This is a genomic window from Clavibacter zhangzhiyongii (assembly GCF_014775655.1).
Lineage (GTDB): Bacteria > Actinomycetota > Actinomycetes > Actinomycetales > Microbacteriaceae > Clavibacter > Clavibacter zhangzhiyongii.
In genome coordinates this window covers 368568-384917 of the sequence record NZ_CP061274.1, presented here as the reverse complement: position 1 = coordinate 384917, position 16350 = coordinate 368568, and the positions used below count along the sequence as shown (strand labels likewise).

Here is a 16350-nt window from a genome sequence, read left to right as displayed (position 1 = left end):
CGAGGACCCCCGTGATCACCGAGCTGCACGTCGCCTCCGCCCTCTCCCCCGCGGACCGCGCCGCCACCGGCGCCCTCGCCGACCTGGCCTTCGCGCTGCCGCCGGACGACCCCGCGAGCCGCATGGTCTGGGCCGCCGCCGACGAGACCGTGATCGCGCGGGATCCCGACGGCGGCGTCGCGGCGATGGTCGTCGTCGTGCACCGCGACGGCCTGCTCGACGGGCGCCCCGTGCGGCTGGCCGGCATCGGCGGCGTCGCGAGCCACCCGTCCGTGCGCGGCCGGGGCTACGGCCGCGCCGCGCTCGACCGGGCGCTCGAGGCCGTCGACGAGCACGACCCCGACCTCACGCAGCTCATCTGCGCGCCGCGCATGTCCGGCTACTACGCGCAGGTGGGCTTCGTGCCGTTCGCCGGCACGACGTGGATGCGGCAGGCCGGCGAGCGCGTGCTCCTCGACTACGAGCCCACCCGGATCCGCCCCGGGCGCCTGCCCGCGCCCGAGGACGGCGAGCTCGACCTGTGCGGCCCGCCGTGGTGAGCCCGGACCCGCGCGTCGCGCTGGTGCCCGTCGACCCGCGCGCCGAGGCGGACGACCTCCGCGCGTTCCTCACCTCGAACGCGTTCCCGTTCCACGTGAGGCCCCGGCCGACCGCCGAGGCCGTCGACGCGCGCATCGCCGACGGCGACTTCGACGCGCCCGAGCACGCCGCGCTGTGGGTCGAGGTCGCGGGATCCGGGCGCGTGGGCCTCGCGGTGCTCGACGACCTCGAGGATCCGGGGGCCATGTTCGACCTCCGCCTCGCCGAGTCGGCGCGCGGCCGGGGCCTCGGCGCGCACGTGCTCCGCGCGCTGACCGACCACGTGTTCCGCACCTACCCGCACGTCACGCGCTTCGAGGGGCAGACCCGCGAGGACAACCGGGCGATGCGCCGGACGCTCGTGCGCGCGGGCTTCGTGAAGGAGGCGCACTACCGCGACGGCTGGCCCGTCGCGGGCGGCGAGCCGCGCGCCTCGGTCGGCTACGGGATCCTCCGCCGCGACCACGAGGCGGGGGCGACGACGCCGGTCGTCTGGGACGACGGCGACTGATCCGCGCGGCCCCCGCGCACGGATGCTGCGCGAGCGCTCCGATGCACGCGCGGATCCCGCTCCTCGGACACGATCCCGCGCCGGACCCGCGGATACGGTGGAGGCACCGCACGCCACCCGCACGATCGGAGGTCGATCCATGTCCAGCGCCGCAGCCCCCGCAGCCGTCATCGGCGAGCCCGAGGTCGTCGAGGACGTCGCGCGCGTCGCCTCCTCCCCCGCCTGGCTCGCCCTCAAGGACGCCGCCGTCGCGCTCCAGCCGATGCAGGTGAAGGACGGCTCGGTCCCGGAAGCCGCGCACCACGCCGAGGCCGCGCGCCTCGTCGGCGTGATCCGCGACTCGGTGCGCGCGCTCGCCCCGCTCTTCCCGCACGACGCCGCCTACCTCGCGGCCCTCGACGTGGACTTCGCGCGCTGGGTCGACGCCGGCCTCGGCGTCCCCGACTTCCTCGACTCGCTGAGCGCCTTCCAGCCGCAGCGCGACCGCGTCGACGGGATCCGGCACCTCGTCGTGTTCCCCATGACCACGCAGAACGGCAGCGCCAGCCGCCTCGTCGAGGCCGTGCTGATCGAGGTCGTCTGGCCCGAGTTCGTGGCGGAGCTGGAGGCGGGCGACTACGGCAACGCGCTGTTCGTCCCCATCCGCTTCGTCGACTTCACGCCCGGCTACGACACCAACTCCGCGGTGCTGTTCCCCGAGACCGTGGCCATGCGCGAGATCCCGACCTTCACCTGGGGCGCGATCTTCGCCGACCGCGAGGCGGCCCGCTTCCGCCGCGTGGTGCGCCACGCCGCCGAGGTCACGAAGCTGGAGCTGCCGGAGGACGCGCGCCGCCTGCTGGACGACCAGCGGCTCGCGGAGGAGACCTTCGTCATGTGGGACCTCATCCACGATCGCACCCACATGCGCGGCGACCTGCCGTTCGACCCGTTCATGATCAAGCAGCGGATGCCCTTCTTCCTCTACTCGATCGAGGAGCTGCGCTGCGACCTCACGGCCTTCCGCGAGGCCGTCGGCATCCAGCGCCGGCTCGCCGCCGTGGATCCCGCCGAGCGCACCGCCGCCGACGACGCCCTCCTCGAGCGCGCCGGGCTCGTGCAGCACGCGGTGATCTTCGACCGCATCTTCCGCTTCGCCATCACCGGATCCCGCGTCCGCAACTACGACGGCCTCGGCGGCCAGCTGCTGTTCGCGTGGCTGCACCAGCACCACGTGCTGCACTGGACCGACACGCGGCTCACGATCGACTGGGACGACGTCGCCGACGTGGTCGTGGCGCTCGCCGACCGGGTCAACGACCTCTACTGGCGCTCCATCGACCGGCCGAAGACCGCGCACTGGCTGGCCGCGTACGCGATGGTCACCGAGACGGTGACGCCGCATCCCGCGTCCACCTGGGCGAAGGGGCCGGACGCGCTGCCGCTCGACGGGCCGCCGAAGGGCCTCACGGACCTCGTGCTCGACGACGAGTTCCCGCTCAGCATGTTCTTCGAGGCGCTGGAGAGGAAGATGCGCGACGTCATCGGGTCGACCGCCGGGATCACGGGGCAGGCCGCGTGAGCGTCGACGGCCGCGTGGTCGTGGTCGCCGGGGCGTCGAGCGCCGCGGGCCGGGCGGTCTGCGCCGAGCTGACGGCGGCCGGCGCGCGCGTCGTCGCGGTCGGCACGGACGCCGGACGGCTCGAGGGCGTCGACGCCTCCCGCCGCGAGGTGTGCGACCTCGCCGACCACGCGGCCGTCGTGGAGCTGGCCGGCCGGATCCGCGCGGACCTCGGCGGCGTCGACGGGCTGATCCACCTGGTCGGCGGATGGCGCGGCGGCAACGGCCTCGAGGGCCAGACCGACGACGACTGGGACTTCCTGCACGAGCGGCTCGTCACCACGCTCCGCAACACCACGCGCGCGTTCGACGCCGACCTGCAGGCGTCCGAGGCCGGCCGTCTCGCGATCGTCTCGTCGACCGCCGTGCAGCGTCCCTACCCGGGCGGCGCCAACTACTCGACCGCGAAGATCGCCGCGGAGACGTGGGTGCGCGCCGTCGACCGCGGCTTCTCGAAGGCCGGCTCCCCCGCCCGCACGACGATCTTCGTCGTCAAGGCGCTCGGCGGCCTCGAGCGGGCGCTCGCCCGGCGGGTCGTGGGGCTGTGGACCTCCGTGCCGCCCGAGCGCGACCTCATCGAGGGCTGACCGGTGCCGGGCGGCGGCGGACGGCCGCCGCGCTCCGCGCCCGTAGCACGGATCCGACGCCCCGGACGGGGTGCGCCCGCGAGCGCCACCCCGGGCCGGCGCCGGGATACGGTCGAGCCGTGACCCCGCCCGCCAGGACCGCCGAGCACGACGCCTTCGGCCCGTGGATCCTCCCCGTCCGCACGCCCGACGAGGTGCCGCGCGCCTTCCGCTCCCACGGCGTGGACCCCGCGGCCGCACGGCTGGCGCTCAAGGTGCCGCGGGACGTCGCCCGGCGCGACACCGACCCGACGATGGACCTCTACGACCGGCTCCTCGTGGTGGGCGAGCGCGACCTCGAGGTGCTGACGCGGGTGGGGAGCGGATCCACGTCGCAGCGCATCCCGTTCGCCGCGCTGGTCGGCGTGCGCGACCGGGTGGACCTCCTCGACGGGCTGCTCACCCTGCACGCGGCCGACGGCACCGCGGTCGCCGTGCCCTACAACGGCGCGTCCGCCGACGTCGTGGCCGACCTCACCGCGCTCCTCGTGGAGCTCGCGAGCGCGACCGCCGCCCAGGCGCCGCCCGTCCCGCCCCGCGGATCGCCCTACTCGCCGCGCGTGGAGGTCGGCGCGGACGAGGCCGGCGTCGGCTCCGAGTACTGGCGGCTGGCGGCACGGGATCCGGACCTCCGGTTCCTGTCGTCGCATCCGCGCATCCCGCTGCACCGCACCGCGGCCGGCCTGGGGGGCGCCCTCCGCAGCCTGCGCCCGATGAGCCTCGCCGGCGCCATCGCCGCGTGCACGCCGCGCGAGGTGCTGGTCGTCACGCGCCGCGACCAGGTGATCCCGCGACGCCTGGCGACGCTCTCGCTCGACCGGCTGCGGGTCCTCCGCCACGCGATCACCTCCACCACCTCGGAGCCGCACCGGGTGTGGGCGGGCATGTCGATCGTGACCGTCCACGCGGGCGCGGCGGCCTTCGAGGTCGTCACCGAGACGACGGCCGCGGTCGAGGGCGGCCTGCTCACGCTCAGCTGCTGATCCGCGCGGAATGGCCGGTCAGGGCCGCGTCGGGCCCGGCCGTGCCTCCGAGTGGGGGCACGGCGCTCCGGCCGCCCGGGCCGGGGATCCCTAGCGTGGAGGGCATGGACCTCCCCCTCGCCGCCATCGCGGTCGTCGTCGTCGTGGCCGCCTTCGTCCTGCGCGAGGTCGTCCGCCGGAAGGCGCGGGAGCGCGCCGAGCGGGAGCCGCAGGTGCCGACCACGGGGCGCGCCGTCGCCGCCGCGGTGCTGGGCGCCGTGCTCATCGCGGTGGCCGTCGGCATGCTCGTCACGACCGACGACCTGACGGCCGGCACCGGCGGCCGTCGCCTCGGCTGGGTGCCCGCGTGGATCCAGGTGCTCGGGCTCGCGGCGGCCGGCGCCTACTTCCTCTTCCTGGCGGCGAAGACCGTCCGCGGCCTCCGCGAGCGCCGCCGCCGCGGCCCCGACGCCCCCGCCTTCGACCCGCTCGCGGCCGACACCGACGTGCGCGACGAGCCCCGCCCGTGAGCGACACCGCGGGCGGCGCCGCGGGCGGCGTCGACGGCGTGATCCTCACCGGCACGGTCGGCGCCGGCAAGACCGCGACGATGCACGCGCTCGGCGCGCTCCTCGCCGAGCGCGACGTGCCGCACGCCCGCGTCGACGCGGACGCGGTGCGCCTCCTCCACCCCGCGCCCGCCGACGATCCGTTCCAGCAGGAGGTCGAGCTGCGCAACCTCCGCGACCTCGCGCGCAACTACCGGGCGGCCGGGGCCGCGGTCGTCATCGTGGCGACCGTCGTCGAGCGCGCCGCCGACCTGCCGCGGTACGCCGAGGTGCTGGGGTCGCGCGACCCCCTGGTGATGCGGCTCACGGCGGATCCGGACGCGGTCCGCTCGCGCCTCCGCGCACGCCACGCCGGCGACCCCGACGGCCGCGACTGGCACCTGGCCCGCGCGCCCGAGCTCGACGCGATCCTCGACGGCGCGGAGCTGGGCGGCCTCGCGATCGACACCACCTCGCGCACGCCGGCGGAGGTCGCGGCGCTCGTCGCCGACCGCGCCGGCTGGGCGCAGCGCCCATAGGGTCGTCAGGTGACCGACGACCTCCCCCTCGACTTCACCGCGCCGCTCTGGGCGTGGGAGGCCCGGCGCGAGCTCTGAACCTTCGTGTCCCTGCCCGTCGACCTCACCCCGATGCTGCGGGAGCTGGGCCAGGCCGGTCGCCGCGGCTTCGGATCCGTCCCGGTGCGCGTGCGCGTCGGCACCACGACCTGGCGCACGTCCGTGTTCCCGCAGGGCGACGGAACGTGGATCCTCCCCGTGAAGCGCGCGGTGCGCGACGCGCAGGGGCTCGCGGTCGGCGACGACGTGCACGTCGACCTCGAGCCCCTGCCGTGAGCGCTCCGCGCGACTAGCCGCCGACGGGCGGCGTGTACAGCTGGAGGTCGTTGCCCTCGCTGTCCTGGAACGGGAGGATGCGGCCCCACTCGTGGTCGCTGACCTCGCCCGTGATCTCGGCGCCGCGACCGCGGAGCCGCTCGAGCTCGTCCTCGATGGAGCCCTCGGGCGTGAACGAGATGACCGCGCCGCCGCCCTTCGAGCCGCTCGTCTCCTCGCGCGCGTTGAGGCCGATCATCAGGCCGTCCGCGTCGATCTCGCTCCAGTCCGCGTCCTCGCTCTTCACCGTGAGCCCGAGCGTGTCGCGGTAGAACGCCACCGCGCGCGTCATGTCCTGCACGGGCAGCCAGACCGTCGCCACCGAATCGACCATGGGATTCCTCCTCGCATCGAGGCCGGTCGGTCGACCGGCGCACCCCTCCGGTCTACTCCCGGGGCTCCGCGACGGGTCCCGCGGTCGGCGGATCCACGGCCTCGCGGCATGAGCCGTCTCCGCTGCCGCCCGAGATGGTTGACAACTGTCCACCACAGTCATATGGTTGCTTGCAGTCAACTACCCGGAGGATCATGTCCCAGCACCACCCGGCCACCGCGTCACCCGCGAAGGCCCCCCGCCGCACCGTCTCGTCGGACGGATCCATGTCGAAGCGCCAGGTCCTCGAGTCCCTGTCGGGCCTCCTCCTCGGCATGTTCGTCTCGATCCTCGCCGGCACCGTCGTCTCGACCTCGCTGCCCATCATCATCAGCGACCTGAAGGGCGACCAGTCCGGCTACACCTGGGTCGTCACCGCGACGCTCCTCGCCACCACCGTGAGCACGCCGCTCTGGGGCAAGTTCGCCGACCTCTTCAACCGCAAGCTGCTCATCCAGCTCGCGCTCGCGATCTTCGTGCTGGGATCCGCCCTCGCCGGCTTCTCGCAGAACACCGAGACGCTCATCGCCTTCCGCGTGCTCCAGGGCCTCGGCGCCGGCGGGCTCGCGGCGCTCAGCCAGATCATCATGGCCGACATCATCAGCCCGCGTGACCGCGGCCGCTACGCCGGCCTCTTCGGCGCCGTCATGGCCGTCGGCACCGTCGGCGGTCCGCTCCTCGGCGGCGTCGTGACGGACGCGTTCGGCTGGCGCTGGAACTTCTTCATCGCGCTGCCGATCGCCATCATCGCCATCATCCTGCTGCAGGTCACCCTCCACCTGCCCGCGCACCCGAAGCGCAAGGTGCACGTCGACTACCTCGGCGCGGTCTTCATCGCGAGCGGCGTCTCGCTCCTGCTCATCTGGGTCTCGCAGGCCGGCAAGCAGTTCGAGTGGGCGTCGGGCACGTCGTACCTCATGGCCGCCGGCGCGGTCGTGCTGCTGATCGCCGCGGTCGTCACCGAGCTCAAGGTCGCCGAGCCGATCATCCCGCTCACCATGTTCCGCAACCGCACCTTCACGCTCTCGGTCCTCGCGAGCCTCGCGGTCGGCATCTCGCTGTTCGGCACGTCGGTCTTCCTCGCGCAGTACATGCAGCTGTCGCGCGGCGCCACGCCGACCCAGTCGGGCCTGCTGACGATCCCGCTCATGGCGGGCCTGCTCATCTCCTCGACCGTGTTCGGCAGCCTGATCAGCCGCCGCGGCAAGTGGAAGGCGATCATGATCACGGGCGCCGTCCTCATCATCGCCGGCACGGGCCTGCTCTCCACGCTCCGCTACGACACCGATTTCGTGCTCGTCGGCATCTACATGTTCGTGCTCGGCGCGGGCCTCGGCATGCTGATGCAGAACCTCGTCCTCGTCGTGCAGAACGCCATCGAGGTCAAGAACCTCGGCGTCGCCACCAGCGCGGTCACGTTCTTCCGCAGCCTCGGCGGCACCGTCGGCGTCTCGGTGCTCGGCTCCATCCTCGGCACGATCATCGCGTCGGAGATCAGCGCCGGGATCCGCGGGCTCGCCCCCGCCGACCAGGCCGCCGCCGCGCAGTCCCTCGGCTCCGGCGTCATCCCCCAGGTCTCGCAGCTCACCCCCGCGGTGCGCACGGTGGTCGAGAGCGCCTACGGCGTGGGTATCGGCGACGTGTTCCTCTACAGCGTGCCGCTCGCGATCGTCTCGCTCATCGCCGTGGTCTTCCTGCCCAACGCGCAGCTCGGCAGCAAGAACGCCGTGCAGCTGAAGAGCGACACGGCCGCCGACCCGCGCACCGCGCGCCGCGAGGACGCCGAGGACGCGCTCATCGGCGCGTCCGCCGGAGCCGTCGCGCTCACCCCCGCCGGGGAGGCGAACCCGACCGGGTCCATCCGCCTGCCCGAGGCCGAGGACGCCGAGGTCGACGCGCGCTGATGAACGACGAGGACCTGTCCGGCACGGGGAGCGTCGCCGCGGGCGACGTCCCCGACGGGATCGCGGCGGGCATCGCCGAGGTCGAGGAGCAGATGACGGCCCTCGCCCAGCGGATCCGGACGACGACCCGGGAGGCCGCCGCGGCGATCCACCCGGACCTGCCGCCCATCGGCTACAAGATGCTCCGCGTGATCCGCCGCTGCGGCGCCGCCCACGCGAGCGCCGTCGCCGACCAGCTCGGCGTCGACCGCAGCGTCGTCAGCCGGCAGCTCCGCCAGCTCCAGGACCTGGGGCTGGTGGAGGTCGGCGCCGACGCGCAGGACGGCCGGGTGCGCGTGCTCGCGCTCACCCCGGCGGGCCGCGCGGGCATCGAGGCCGACGACGCGCAGGGCGGCAGCCGCCTGATCCGCCGCCTCGGCGACTGGAGCCGCGCCGACCTCGACGCGTTCGCCGGCTACCTCGCGCGGCTCAACGCGGGCGGGGACGTGCAGGTCGCGGACGCGGCTGACGCGGAGCACGGGACCGGGGACCGCACGCCCGCCCACGCGGGCTGAGCGGACCGGCTCAGGACGTCACGACGCGCCGTCGGACGGGGATGCGCTCCCCGACCGGCGGCGCGTCGTCGCGTCCGGGGCCCCCTCCGGGGACGCCGGGGCATCGGGACGCGCGCCCGACCCGCCGATCGCCGCGTGCAGCGCCTCGAGGGCGGGCAGGGCGCGGGCGACGTCGCGCCGCTCCCCCGCGCTGAGGCTGCGCAGCGCCGCGACGAGCACGGCCTCGGCCGAGTGGTCGAAGGTGCGCAGCAGCTCGCGCGCGTGATCCGTGAGCCCCACCTCGGTGCTGCGCCCGTCGCCCTTCGTGAGGCGCCGGTCGACGAGCCCGTCGCGCTCCATGGCGAGGATGAGGTTGCTGACGGTGGAGCGCGCGAGTCCGAGCGACCGGCCGAGCGCGGTGGGCGTGGCCCAGCCGATCGCCTCCAGCCGGCGGAGCACCTCGACCTGCGCGTCCGGGATGTCGGGGAGGTCGGCGGCGCTGCGGCTCGCGTTCATCAGCCGGCGCCGGAAGGGCCCGAGCTCCGAGCCGAGGCGACGGGCGACGGCCCGCAGGTCGGCGTCGGTCGGGTCGGAGGGCATGCACCGAGGATACCCAGGCAGATGCGCTTGTGACAAACGCATTCCGGTGACAGGATCGTCGGCATGGACACCATCACCACGAGCGTCGAGCACCCCGTGCCCGCTCAGGACCTCAGCCCCCTCGTCGGCCACCGCCTCATCTACACGTACGCCAACGGCTGGCAGTACGAGATGTACGTGAAGAACGCCACGACCATCGACTACCGCATCCACACGGGCATGGTGGGCGGCCGCTGGGTCAAGGACCAGACGGTCGACCTCGTCGCCCTCGCCGCGGGCGTCTTCAAGGTCTCGTGGAACGAGCCGACCGGCACGAGCGTCGTCGTCAACATCGTGCCCGCCGCCCGCGTGCTGCACGGCACGATCTTCTTCCCGCGCTGGGTGGAGGAGGACGGTTCGAAGACCGTGCTCTTCCAGAACGATCACCTCGACGAGATGCGCGCGCACCGCGACGAGGGCCCCACCTACCCGATCTACGTGGTGCCGGAGTTCGCGCACATCACGCTCGACGAGTTCGTGGGCGCCGATGACGAGACGGTCGTCGACACCGCCCCCGCCGACCTCCCGGCCGGGTTCGCCGACCGCCGGAACTGATGGGCGCGGCCCCGACGCCGCGCGTCGCCCCGCTCGCCCTCGACCACGGCGGGCGCACGATCCGCGGCTGGGAGCACGGGACGGTGCGACGCGGATCCCCCGCGGCGCTCCTCGTGCACGGCTTCGGCGACACGGGCACCGGCGGCCACGGCCTCTGGGTCCCCGTCGCCCGGGCGCTGGCCGCGTCCGGCACGGCGGCCCGGGCCTACGACCGGCTCGGGCACGGCGTGAGCGACGGCGACTTCGCCGACGTGCGCCTCCTCGACGAGGTCGACCAGGTGTCCGCGATGATCCGCGTCCTCGCCGAGGACGCGGACGGCCCCGTGCACGTCGTCGCCCACAGCCTCGGCGGCGTCGAGTCGGCGCTGGCCGCGGCGCGTGCGCCGGAGCTCGTGGCGAGCCTCACCCTGTGGTCGCCGGCCGGCGTGGTCGTCGACGACGTCGCGGTGCACGGCCGCGTGATGGGCGAGCCGCTGGCGGCCGCCCGGGAGCGCGGCGTCGTCGACATCCAGGGGATGGGCCTCGGCCTGTCCTTCCCGGACGAGGTGCTGGCGGGCGTCGACGTCTACGGGCCGGTCTCCGGGTATCCCGGCCCGGTCGACGTGCTGCACGGCACGGCGGACGAGGTCGTGCCCGTCGCCTACGGCGCGCGGTACGGCGAGCTCATGCCGGGCGCGACGTTCACCGCCGTGGAGGGCGCGGATCACGGCTGGTCGTCGATGGACCTCCGCCGGATGCTCACCGAGCGGCTGCTCGCGCACGTGGCGCGGGCGTACGGAAGGGCGTCGGCCTAGGTCGGCCGCCCCGCGGCGGGGAGGATGGGGGCGTGCTCGCGTCCCTCGTCCTCCCCGTCCCGCTCCCGGCGCGCGTCCCCGGCGTGGTCCTCCGCCGCGCGACGCCCGCCGACCTCCGGCCCATCATGGCGCTGCTCGCCGACGACGCGGTGAGCGCCTCGCGGGGCGACCGCGCGGATCCCGACGACGCGGACCGCTACCGGGACGCGCTCGACCGCATCGTCGCCGATGCCGGCAACGAGCTGCTCGTCGCGGTCGCGGACGACGGGGCCCTCGTCGGCACGCTGCAGCTGACGCTCATCCCCGGGATGGCCCGCCGCGGCAGCTCCCGCCTCCAGGTCGAGGCCGTGCGGGTCCGCAGCGACCTGCGCTCCGCGGGCATCGGCGGCGCCATGATGCGCTGGGTCGCGGACGCCGCCGCGCCCGCCCTCGGCGCGGCGCTCGTGCAGCTCACCTCCGACGCGGCCCGCGTCGACGCCCACCGCTTCTACGAGCGCCTCGGCTACGCGCCGTCGCACGTGGGCTTCAAGCTGCGGATCCCGCCGGCGGGCTGAGCGCCTCAGTCCTCCACGCGCACGCGGAAGTGCCGCGCGAAGACCGGGCCGAGCGCCATGAGCTGGTTCGAGTCGAGCACGGCGCCGCGGAGGCCGTCGGGGGTGTCGAGGTCGTGGATCTCGGCGCCGCGGAGGTCGAGGTGCGTGAGCGACGAGTCCGCGAGGTCGAGCGTGCCGATGGTGGTGCGCTCGAAGGCGACGCGCATGCCGGCGGTGCCGCGGAGGTCGAGCTCCTCGATGGCGCAGTCGGTGATGAGCAGGTCGGTGATCTTCGAGCCGCGCAGGTTCACGAAGCCGAGCCGGCAGTCGACGATGTGCACGGAGGAGAGGGACGCGTCGTAGAGCTCGGCGGATCCGACGCGCGAGCCCTCGAGGCGCACGTCGCGCATCCGGATCCGCGGCGCCTTCAGCACGGGCGCGTCGAGACGGGAGGCCAGCACGTCGACGAGGCTCGCGGCGGTGAGGTCGGCCTCGTGCAGGCGTATGCGCTCGAGCGCGCACTCCTCGAACCCGATGTCGACGAGGTCGGCGTCGCTCAGGTCGGCGTCGGCGAAGCGCAGCCGCTCGAAGGACGCGTGCGCGTCGAGGTCGGACGGGTCGCCGTCGGCCAGGTCGTCGAGCCGCGGGTCGCTGATGCGGGGCGGGAGGATGCGGGTGGATGCGGCCATGCGGTGCCTCCGGGCGGGTGTGCGGTGTGCGGGTGCCGCGCCGTGCGACGCACGGGCGAGGTCGGCCGCCGTCGGCGGGCCGCGCCCCACGGTACGGGAGACCCCCGCGGGTGCCGGTCCGAGCGGCGGCGCCGGAGAGCACCGCCCGCCCGCGCCCGCTACTTCGGCTGCTCGATGCCGAGCGAGTTGCCGTCGGGGTCGGTAATCCAGGCGGACCAGACGCCCGCGTGGTCGGCGATGCCGTCCACGGTCCTCAGCTCGTCGGTGTCGTAGTCCTCCGGGGTGACGCCGCGCTCGGCGAGCTGATCGAGCTCGGCCCGCAGGTCCCGGACCTTCCACGACGCCTTCGTCTGCTCGTCCTTCGAGCCGATCGTGCTCGTCGTGACCGTGAGGTCGGTGCCGCCGGACCGGTAGGTGATCGCCGACTCGGACTCCTCGGCGACCTCCAGCCCGAGCGCCTCGGCGTAGAAGCGGCGTGATGCGGCCATGTCCTGCGTGAGCAGGACGACGCCGACGGGGTGCTCTCCGAGCATGGTGTCCTCGCGTTCCCGCCGCCCGGGTGGCGGCTCCCCTCGAACGTACGCGCGGGGTGGGGGTGGCGGCCGGGCCGGGGCGGACCCGCGGCGCGGATGAGCGCGCTGCCACCGCCCCCGACGGGGGTGGTGACGGGCGCGTCCGGCAGGAGTAGACCGGTGTCCCGACCGGCATCCCGCCGGTCCGAGCATCGGAGCACCCCATGCCATCCGTCCGCCGACGCGGTCTCGTCGGCCTCATCGCCCTGGTCCTGATCACCGCCGTCCAGGGCGGCCCCGCCTCCCCCGCGTCCGCGGACGCCTCCCGGCCCACGGCCGACAGCGCCTCCGACCAGCCGCTCACCACCACCGTGGTCGGCCGCGTCTACCTCGACCGCGTGGATCCCCGGAACCTCGTCCGCACGGGCGAGGTCTCGCTCGAGTTCGCGGACATCCCGTTCGGCGAGAGCGTCGACATCGTCGACGGCGCCTTCCGGTTCGAGTCGCAGCGCGCCACGCGGTACACGCTGCGCGCCTGGGTCACGCTCGGCGGGGTCCCCGTCTCCCAGTACCTCGGCCAGGTCAACGAGTGGCGGGACGCCCGCTTCTTCACCGCCCCGGCCGATCGGACCACCCGCGTGGACATCGTCCTGCGCACCCCGGCGAGCATCGGGGGCACGCTCACCCTGCCGGGCGGTGCCCCCGCGGTGCTTGCTCCGGTCGACGTCCACCGGGCGACCGGCGACGGCCGGCTGGAGGCGTCCGGTTCCACGGACGCCGCCGGCCGGTACGACCTCGGCGGGCTCGAGCCCGGCTTCTACGTGGTGCGGTTCGGCACCCCGAACAGCGCACCGCGGCAGTACGTCCCGGAGTGGTCGGGCGACACGACGCGGCGGGCGCTCGCCGAGCGCATCGTCGTCTCACGGTGGGGCCAGGTGGTCGCGGGCGTCGACGCGACGCTCGCGGCCGCCCCTTGACGGCATTTCCCCGCCAGCAGGATCATGGCGCATGGCCGCTGTCGAGCACTTCGAGATCCCCGCCGACGACATGGCGCGCGCGAGCGCGTTCTACTCCGCCGTCTTCGGCTTCCGCTACGAGCCGTGGGGGGAGGACGCGGGCATGATCATCACGGGCTCCGACGACGGGATCAACGGCGACCTCCACCGGCGCGCGGACGTGCCGCACCCCACCATCGTGGTCACCGTCGACTCCATCGAGGAGACGGTCGCGCAGGTCGAGGCGCACGGCGGATCCGCGATGGGCGGCGTCCAGATGCTCAACGAGACGGACCGCTGGGCCTACGTGCGCGACAGCGAGGGCAACGCGATCGGCCTGTTCGACCACGGGCCGGCCGCCGCGGCCGAGGGCGACGCCGCGGGCACGACCGCCGTCTAGCGGCGGCCGCGCCCGCGGGCCATCCCGCTACGCGTTGTCGTCCCCGTTGTCGATCGCCGTCTGCCGGTCCGGATCCGCGAACGGCAGCCCCTGCGCGCCCGACACGTCGGCCATGTCCTCCCCGAACTGCCGCGTGTGCACGCGGTGCGCGATGCGCTCGTCGTCCATCCGCTGCGACAGCGCCGCGTAGGTGGTCTCGAGCTGCGGCACGCGGCGGATCACGTCCATCACCAGCCGGAACCGGTCGAGGTCGTTGAGCATCAGCATGTCGAACGGGGTGGTCGTGCCGCCCTTCTCGACGAACCCGCGCACGTGGATGTTCTCGTGGTTGTGGCGCTTGTACGTGAGGCGGTGGATGAGCGACGGGTAGCCGTGGAATGCGAAGACCACGGGCTTGTCGCGCGTGAACAGCGCGTCGAACGAGCCGTCGTCGAGGCCGTGCGGGTGCTGCGTGGAGTCCTGCAGCCGCATCAGGTCGACCACGTTGATGAAGCGCACGCGCAGCTGCGGGATCTCCTCCTTGAGGATCTGCACCGCCGCCATCGCCTCCACGGTCGGGATGTCGCCCGCGCAGGCGACCACCACGTCGGGCTCGAGCCCCGGCACCTCGGTGCCCGCCCACTCCCAGACGCCCACGCCGCGCGCCCCGTGCGCCCGCGCCTCCTCGAGCGACAGCAGGCTCGCCGTCGGCTGCTTGCCCGCGATGACCACGTTGATCAGGTCGGTGCCGCGGAGGCAGTGGTCCATCGTCACGAGCAGCGAGTTCGCGTCGAACGGCAGGTACACGCGCACGATCTCGGCCCGCTTGTTCACGACGTGGTCGAGGAAGCCGGGGTCCTGGTGCGAGAAGCCGTTGTGGTCCTGCCGCCACACGTGCGAGGAGAGGAGGTACGTGAACGACGCGACCGGGCGCCGCCACTCCACCTTCGAGCTCGACTCGAGCCACTTCGCGTACTGGTTGAACATCGAGTCGACGACGTGGATGAACGCCTCGTACGACGTGAAGAGCCCGTGCCGCCCGGTGAGCAGGTACGCCTCGAGGAGCCCCTGCGTGATGTTCTCGTTGAGGATCTCGATGACCCGGCCCTCGTGCGCGAGGTGCTCGTCGGCGGGCGTCACCTCGCCCTGCCAGGCCTTGGCCGTCACCTCGTACACGTCGTCGAGCCGGTTGCTGGCGGTCTCGTCCGGTCCGAAGATCCGGAAGTCGAGCGGGTTGCGGGCGATCACGTCGCGCAGCCAGCCGCCGAGCACGCGGGTCGGCTCGGCGATGACGCCGCGGCCGTCGCTGAGGTCGATCGCGTTGACCTCGAGCGGCGGCAGCGCGAGGTCGCGGCGCAGCAGGCCGCCGTTGGCGTGCGGGTTGGCGCTCATCCGCCGGCCGCCCTCGGGCCGGTTCGGCTGGAGCGCGGGCGTGAGCCGGCCGTCGCGGTCGAACAGCTCCTGGGGGCGGTAGCTCTCGAGCCACTCCTGGAGCTGGCGGAGGTGGCCGTCGTCGTCGCGGACCCCGGAGAGCGGCACCTGGTGCGCGCGCCACGTGCCCTCGACCTGCTTGCCGTCGACCTCCTTCGGTCCGGTCCAGCCCTTCGGGGTGCGGAGGATCAGCATCGGCCAGGCCGGGCGCTCCTCGCTGCCGCCCGTGCGGGCCGCGAGCTGGATCCGGCTGATCTCGTCGAGCGCGTCGGCGAGCGCGAGCGCGAACCGCTCGTGCACGGCGAAGTGGTCCTCGCCGTCGAAGCCGCCCGAGACGATCCGCGGGGAGTAGCCGTAGCCCGTGAAAAGCGCGAGCAGCTCCTCCTCCGGGATGCGCGCGAGCACCGTGGGGTTCGCGATCTTCCAGCCGTTGAGGTTGAGGATCGGCAGCACCGCGCCGTCCGACTCCGGGTCGAGGAACTTGTTCAGGTGCCAGCTGGAGGCGAGCGTCGCGGTCTCCGCCTCGCCGTCGCCGATCACGCACGAGACGACGAGGTCGGGGTTGTCGAGCGCCGCGCCGTACGCGTGCACGAGCGAGTAGCCGAGCTCGCCGCCCTCGTTGATGGATCCGGGCGTCTCCGGCGCCGCGTGCGACGGGACGCCGCCCGGGAAGGAGAACTGGCGGAAGAGGTGCCGCAGGCCCGCGCGGTCGGGCGTCGCCGCGGAGAACAGCTCCGAGTAGGTGCCGTCGAGGTAGGCGTTCGCGACCATGCCGGGGCCGCCGTGGCCGGGGCCGGCGATGTAGATCATGTCGAGGTCGCGCTCGACGATGACCCGGTTGAGGTGCGCGTAGACGAAGTTCAGCAGCGGCGTCGTGCCCCAGTGCCCGAGGAGGCGCGGCTTGATGTCGTCACGCGTGAGCGGGCGCTCGAGCAGCGGATCGTCCAGCAGGTAGATCTGCCCGACGGAGAGGTAGTTGGCGGCGCGCCACCAGCCGTCGACGACGTCGAGGTAGAGGGGCGCTGCGGGGTCGCGGGGTGCGGTGTCGGAGGCCATGCATCAGCCTACGGCGGAGCCCCGGCGGGCGTCCCGGGGTCGGGCGATCCGGTCAGGGGGCTCGCAGGGGCGTCGGCGGATCCGCGTCGACCGGTATCGCCTCCCGCCCCTCCCGCGCAACCCCCGGGGCACCCGACCTCGACCGTCCTACCGTGGCGAGGGCAGGGCGCACGGACGCCCGGCACCCGCGCGTGGCCGTCGAGGCGGACGGGCGGGTGCGACGACGCGATCCGGGAGG

The 16350-nt window shown here is 74.1% G+C and carries 20 protein-coding genes; 15 read left to right on the top strand and 5 right to left on the bottom strand.

Annotated elements, in window-relative coordinates:
• Positions 1 to 11 precede the first annotated feature (11 nt).
• The 8 genes from H9X71_RS01915 (at position 12) to H9X71_RS01880 (ending at position 5680) form a co-directional block, all read left to right on the top strand.
• The gene (locus H9X71_RS01915; protein WP_191148073.1) at positions 12 to 539 is read left to right on the top strand and encodes a GNAT family N-acetyltransferase; all 528 of its coding nucleotides are present in this window, start codon (positions 12 to 14) and stop codon (positions 537 to 539) included.
• Positions 536 to 1090, top strand: coding sequence for a GNAT family N-acetyltransferase (locus H9X71_RS01910; RefSeq protein WP_191148072.1), 555 nt, complete (start codon positions 536 to 538; stop codon positions 1088 to 1090). The genes H9X71_RS01915 and H9X71_RS01910 overlap by 4 nt, the downstream gene beginning before the upstream one ends.
• 139 nt (positions 1091 to 1229) lie before the next feature.
• On the top strand, positions 1230 to 2651 hold the full coding sequence (locus H9X71_RS01905) for a DUF6421 family protein (RefSeq protein ID WP_191148071.1): 1422 nt from the start codon (positions 1230 to 1232) through the stop codon (positions 2649 to 2651).
• A complete protein-coding gene (locus tag H9X71_RS01900; RefSeq protein ID WP_191148070.1) occupies positions 2648 to 3277 on the top strand; it encodes an SDR family oxidoreductase in 630 nt (209 codons plus the stop codon). The genes H9X71_RS01905 and H9X71_RS01900 overlap by 4 nt, the downstream gene beginning before the upstream one ends.
• Before the next feature lie 119 nt (positions 3278 to 3396).
• Entirely contained in the window at positions 3397 to 4299 is a 903-nt protein-coding gene (locus H9X71_RS01895; protein WP_191148069.1) for a hypothetical protein, read from the top strand.
• Positions 4300 to 4403: 104 nt separating this feature from the next.
• Entirely contained in the window at positions 4404 to 4808 is a 405-nt protein-coding gene (locus H9X71_RS01890) for a hypothetical protein (RefSeq protein WP_191148068.1), read from the top strand.
• Complete coding sequence (locus H9X71_RS01885; RefSeq protein ID WP_244961717.1) at positions 4805 to 5365, top strand: AAA family ATPase; 561 nt, start codon at positions 4805 to 4807, stop codon at positions 5363 to 5365. Before H9X71_RS01890 ends, H9X71_RS01885 begins: the two co-directional genes overlap by 4 nt.
• Positions 5366 to 5449: 84 nt before the next feature.
• On the top strand, positions 5450 to 5680 hold the full coding sequence (locus H9X71_RS01880; RefSeq protein WP_244961716.1) for a DUF1905 domain-containing protein: 231 nt from the start codon (positions 5450 to 5452) through the stop codon (positions 5678 to 5680).
• A 13-nt stretch (positions 5681 to 5693) separates the two neighbouring features.
• On the opposite strand, the gene H9X71_RS01875 is transcribed toward H9X71_RS01880, so the two are convergent.
• Positions 5694 to 6053, bottom strand: coding sequence for a VOC family protein (locus H9X71_RS01875; protein ID WP_191148067.1), 360 nt, complete (start codon positions 6051 to 6053; stop codon positions 5694 to 5696).
• A 194-nt stretch (positions 6054 to 6247) separates the two neighbouring features.
• Between H9X71_RS01875 and H9X71_RS01870 the strand changes: the two genes are divergently transcribed.
• Positions 6248 to 7996: an MDR family MFS transporter gene (locus H9X71_RS01870; protein WP_244961715.1), complete on the top strand. Its 1749-nt coding sequence runs from the start codon at positions 6248 to 6250 to the stop codon at positions 7994 to 7996.
• Positions 7996 to 8550: a MarR family winged helix-turn-helix transcriptional regulator gene (locus tag H9X71_RS01865; protein WP_191148066.1), complete on the top strand. Its 555-nt coding sequence runs from the start codon at positions 7996 to 7998 to the stop codon at positions 8548 to 8550. The genes H9X71_RS01870 and H9X71_RS01865 overlap by 1 nt, the downstream gene beginning before the upstream one ends.
• A gap of 18 nt (positions 8551 to 8568) precedes the next feature.
• Here H9X71_RS01865 and H9X71_RS01860 read toward each other — a convergent pair whose 3' ends face one another.
• On the bottom strand, positions 8569 to 9129 hold the full coding sequence (locus H9X71_RS01860) for a MarR family winged helix-turn-helix transcriptional regulator (protein WP_191148065.1): 561 nt from the start codon (positions 9127 to 9129) through the stop codon (positions 8569 to 8571).
• Positions 9130 to 9192: 63 nt separating this feature from the next.
• On the opposite strand from H9X71_RS01860, the gene H9X71_RS01855 reads away from it, so the two are divergent.
• The 3 genes from H9X71_RS01855 to H9X71_RS01845 are packed head-to-tail and all read left to right on the top strand — an operon-like array spanning position 9193 to position 11071.
• A complete protein-coding gene (locus H9X71_RS01855; RefSeq protein WP_191148064.1) occupies positions 9193 to 9723 on the top strand; it encodes a phenolic acid decarboxylase in 531 nt (176 codons plus the stop codon).
• Entirely contained in the window at positions 9723 to 10517 is a 795-nt protein-coding gene (locus H9X71_RS01850; protein ID WP_191148063.1) for an alpha/beta hydrolase, read from the top strand. The genes H9X71_RS01855 and H9X71_RS01850 overlap by 1 nt, the downstream gene beginning before the upstream one ends.
• Before the next feature lie 32 nt (positions 10518 to 10549).
• Complete coding sequence (locus tag H9X71_RS01845) at positions 10550 to 11071, top strand: GNAT family N-acetyltransferase (RefSeq protein ID WP_191148062.1); 522 nt, start codon at positions 10550 to 10552, stop codon at positions 11069 to 11071.
• Positions 11072 to 11076: 5 nt separating this feature from the next.
• On the opposite strand, the gene H9X71_RS01840 is transcribed toward H9X71_RS01845, so the two are convergent.
• On the bottom strand, positions 11077 to 11739 hold the full coding sequence (locus H9X71_RS01840; RefSeq protein WP_191148061.1) for a pentapeptide repeat-containing protein: 663 nt from the start codon (positions 11737 to 11739) through the stop codon (positions 11077 to 11079).
• A 158-nt stretch (positions 11740 to 11897) separates the two neighbouring features.
• A complete protein-coding gene (locus tag H9X71_RS01835) occupies positions 11898 to 12272 on the bottom strand; it encodes a VOC family protein (protein ID WP_191148060.1) in 375 nt (124 codons plus the stop codon).
• A 203-nt stretch (positions 12273 to 12475) separates the two neighbouring features.
• On the opposite strand from H9X71_RS01835, the gene H9X71_RS01830 reads away from it, so the two are divergent.
• On the top strand, positions 12476 to 13228 hold the full coding sequence (locus H9X71_RS01830) for a carboxypeptidase regulatory-like domain-containing protein (RefSeq protein WP_191148059.1): 753 nt from the start codon (positions 12476 to 12478) through the stop codon (positions 13226 to 13228).
• Positions 13229 to 13259: 31 nt separating this feature from the next.
• Complete coding sequence (locus H9X71_RS01825) at positions 13260 to 13646, top strand: VOC family protein (protein ID WP_191148058.1); 387 nt, start codon at positions 13260 to 13262, stop codon at positions 13644 to 13646.
• Between the two features lie 27 nt (positions 13647 to 13673).
• On the opposite strand, the gene H9X71_RS01820 is transcribed toward H9X71_RS01825, so the two are convergent.
• Positions 13674 to 16112, bottom strand: coding sequence for a phosphoketolase family protein (locus H9X71_RS01820; protein ID WP_191148057.1), 2439 nt, complete (start codon positions 16110 to 16112; stop codon positions 13674 to 13676).
• Positions 16113 to 16350: the final 238 nt, after the last annotated feature.

What these genes read in the sequence shown, in the direction of transcription:
- H9X71_RS01850 (WP_191148063.1), top strand. Translation starts at nt 9,723, where the DNA reads ATGGGCGCGGCCCCGACGCCGCGCGTCGCCCCGCTCGCCCTCGACCAC.
- H9X71_RS01855 (WP_191148064.1), top strand. Translation starts at nt 9,193, where the DNA reads ATGGACACCATCACCACGAGCGTCGAGCACCCCGTGCCCGCTCAGGAC.
- H9X71_RS01870 (WP_244961715.1), top strand. Translation starts at nt 6,248, where the DNA reads ATGTCCCAGCACCACCCGGCCACCGCGTCACCCGCGAAGGCCCCCCGC.
- H9X71_RS01830 (WP_191148059.1), top strand. Translation starts at nt 12,476, where the DNA reads ATGCCATCCGTCCGCCGACGCGGTCTCGTCGGCCTCATCGCCCTGGTC.
- H9X71_RS01820 (WP_191148057.1), bottom strand. Translation starts at nt 16,112, where the DNA reads ATGGCCTCCGACACCGCACCCCGCGACCCCGCAGCGCCCCTCTACCTC.
- H9X71_RS01905 (WP_191148071.1), top strand. Translation starts at nt 1,230, where the DNA reads ATGTCCAGCGCCGCAGCCCCCGCAGCCGTCATCGGCGAGCCCGAGGTC.
- H9X71_RS01860 (WP_191148065.1), bottom strand. Translation starts at nt 9,129, where the DNA reads ATGCCCTCCGACCCGACCGACGCCGACCTGCGGGCCGTCGCCCGTCGC.
- H9X71_RS01890 (WP_191148068.1), top strand. Translation starts at nt 4,404, where the DNA reads ATGGACCTCCCCCTCGCCGCCATCGCGGTCGTCGTCGTCGTGGCCGCC.
- H9X71_RS01865 (WP_191148066.1), top strand. Translation starts at nt 7,996, where the DNA reads ATGAACGACGAGGACCTGTCCGGCACGGGGAGCGTCGCCGCGGGCGAC.
- H9X71_RS01840 (WP_191148061.1), bottom strand. Translation starts at nt 11,739, where the DNA reads ATGGCCGCATCCACCCGCATCCTCCCGCCCCGCATCAGCGACCCGCGG.
- H9X71_RS01825 (WP_191148058.1), top strand. Translation starts at nt 13,260, where the DNA reads ATGGCCGCTGTCGAGCACTTCGAGATCCCCGCCGACGACATGGCGCGC.
- H9X71_RS01835 (WP_191148060.1), bottom strand. Translation starts at nt 12,272, where the DNA reads ATGCTCGGAGAGCACCCCGTCGGCGTCGTCCTGCTCACGCAGGACATG.
- H9X71_RS01875 (WP_191148067.1), bottom strand. Translation starts at nt 6,053, where the DNA reads ATGGTCGATTCGGTGGCGACGGTCTGGCTGCCCGTGCAGGACATGACG.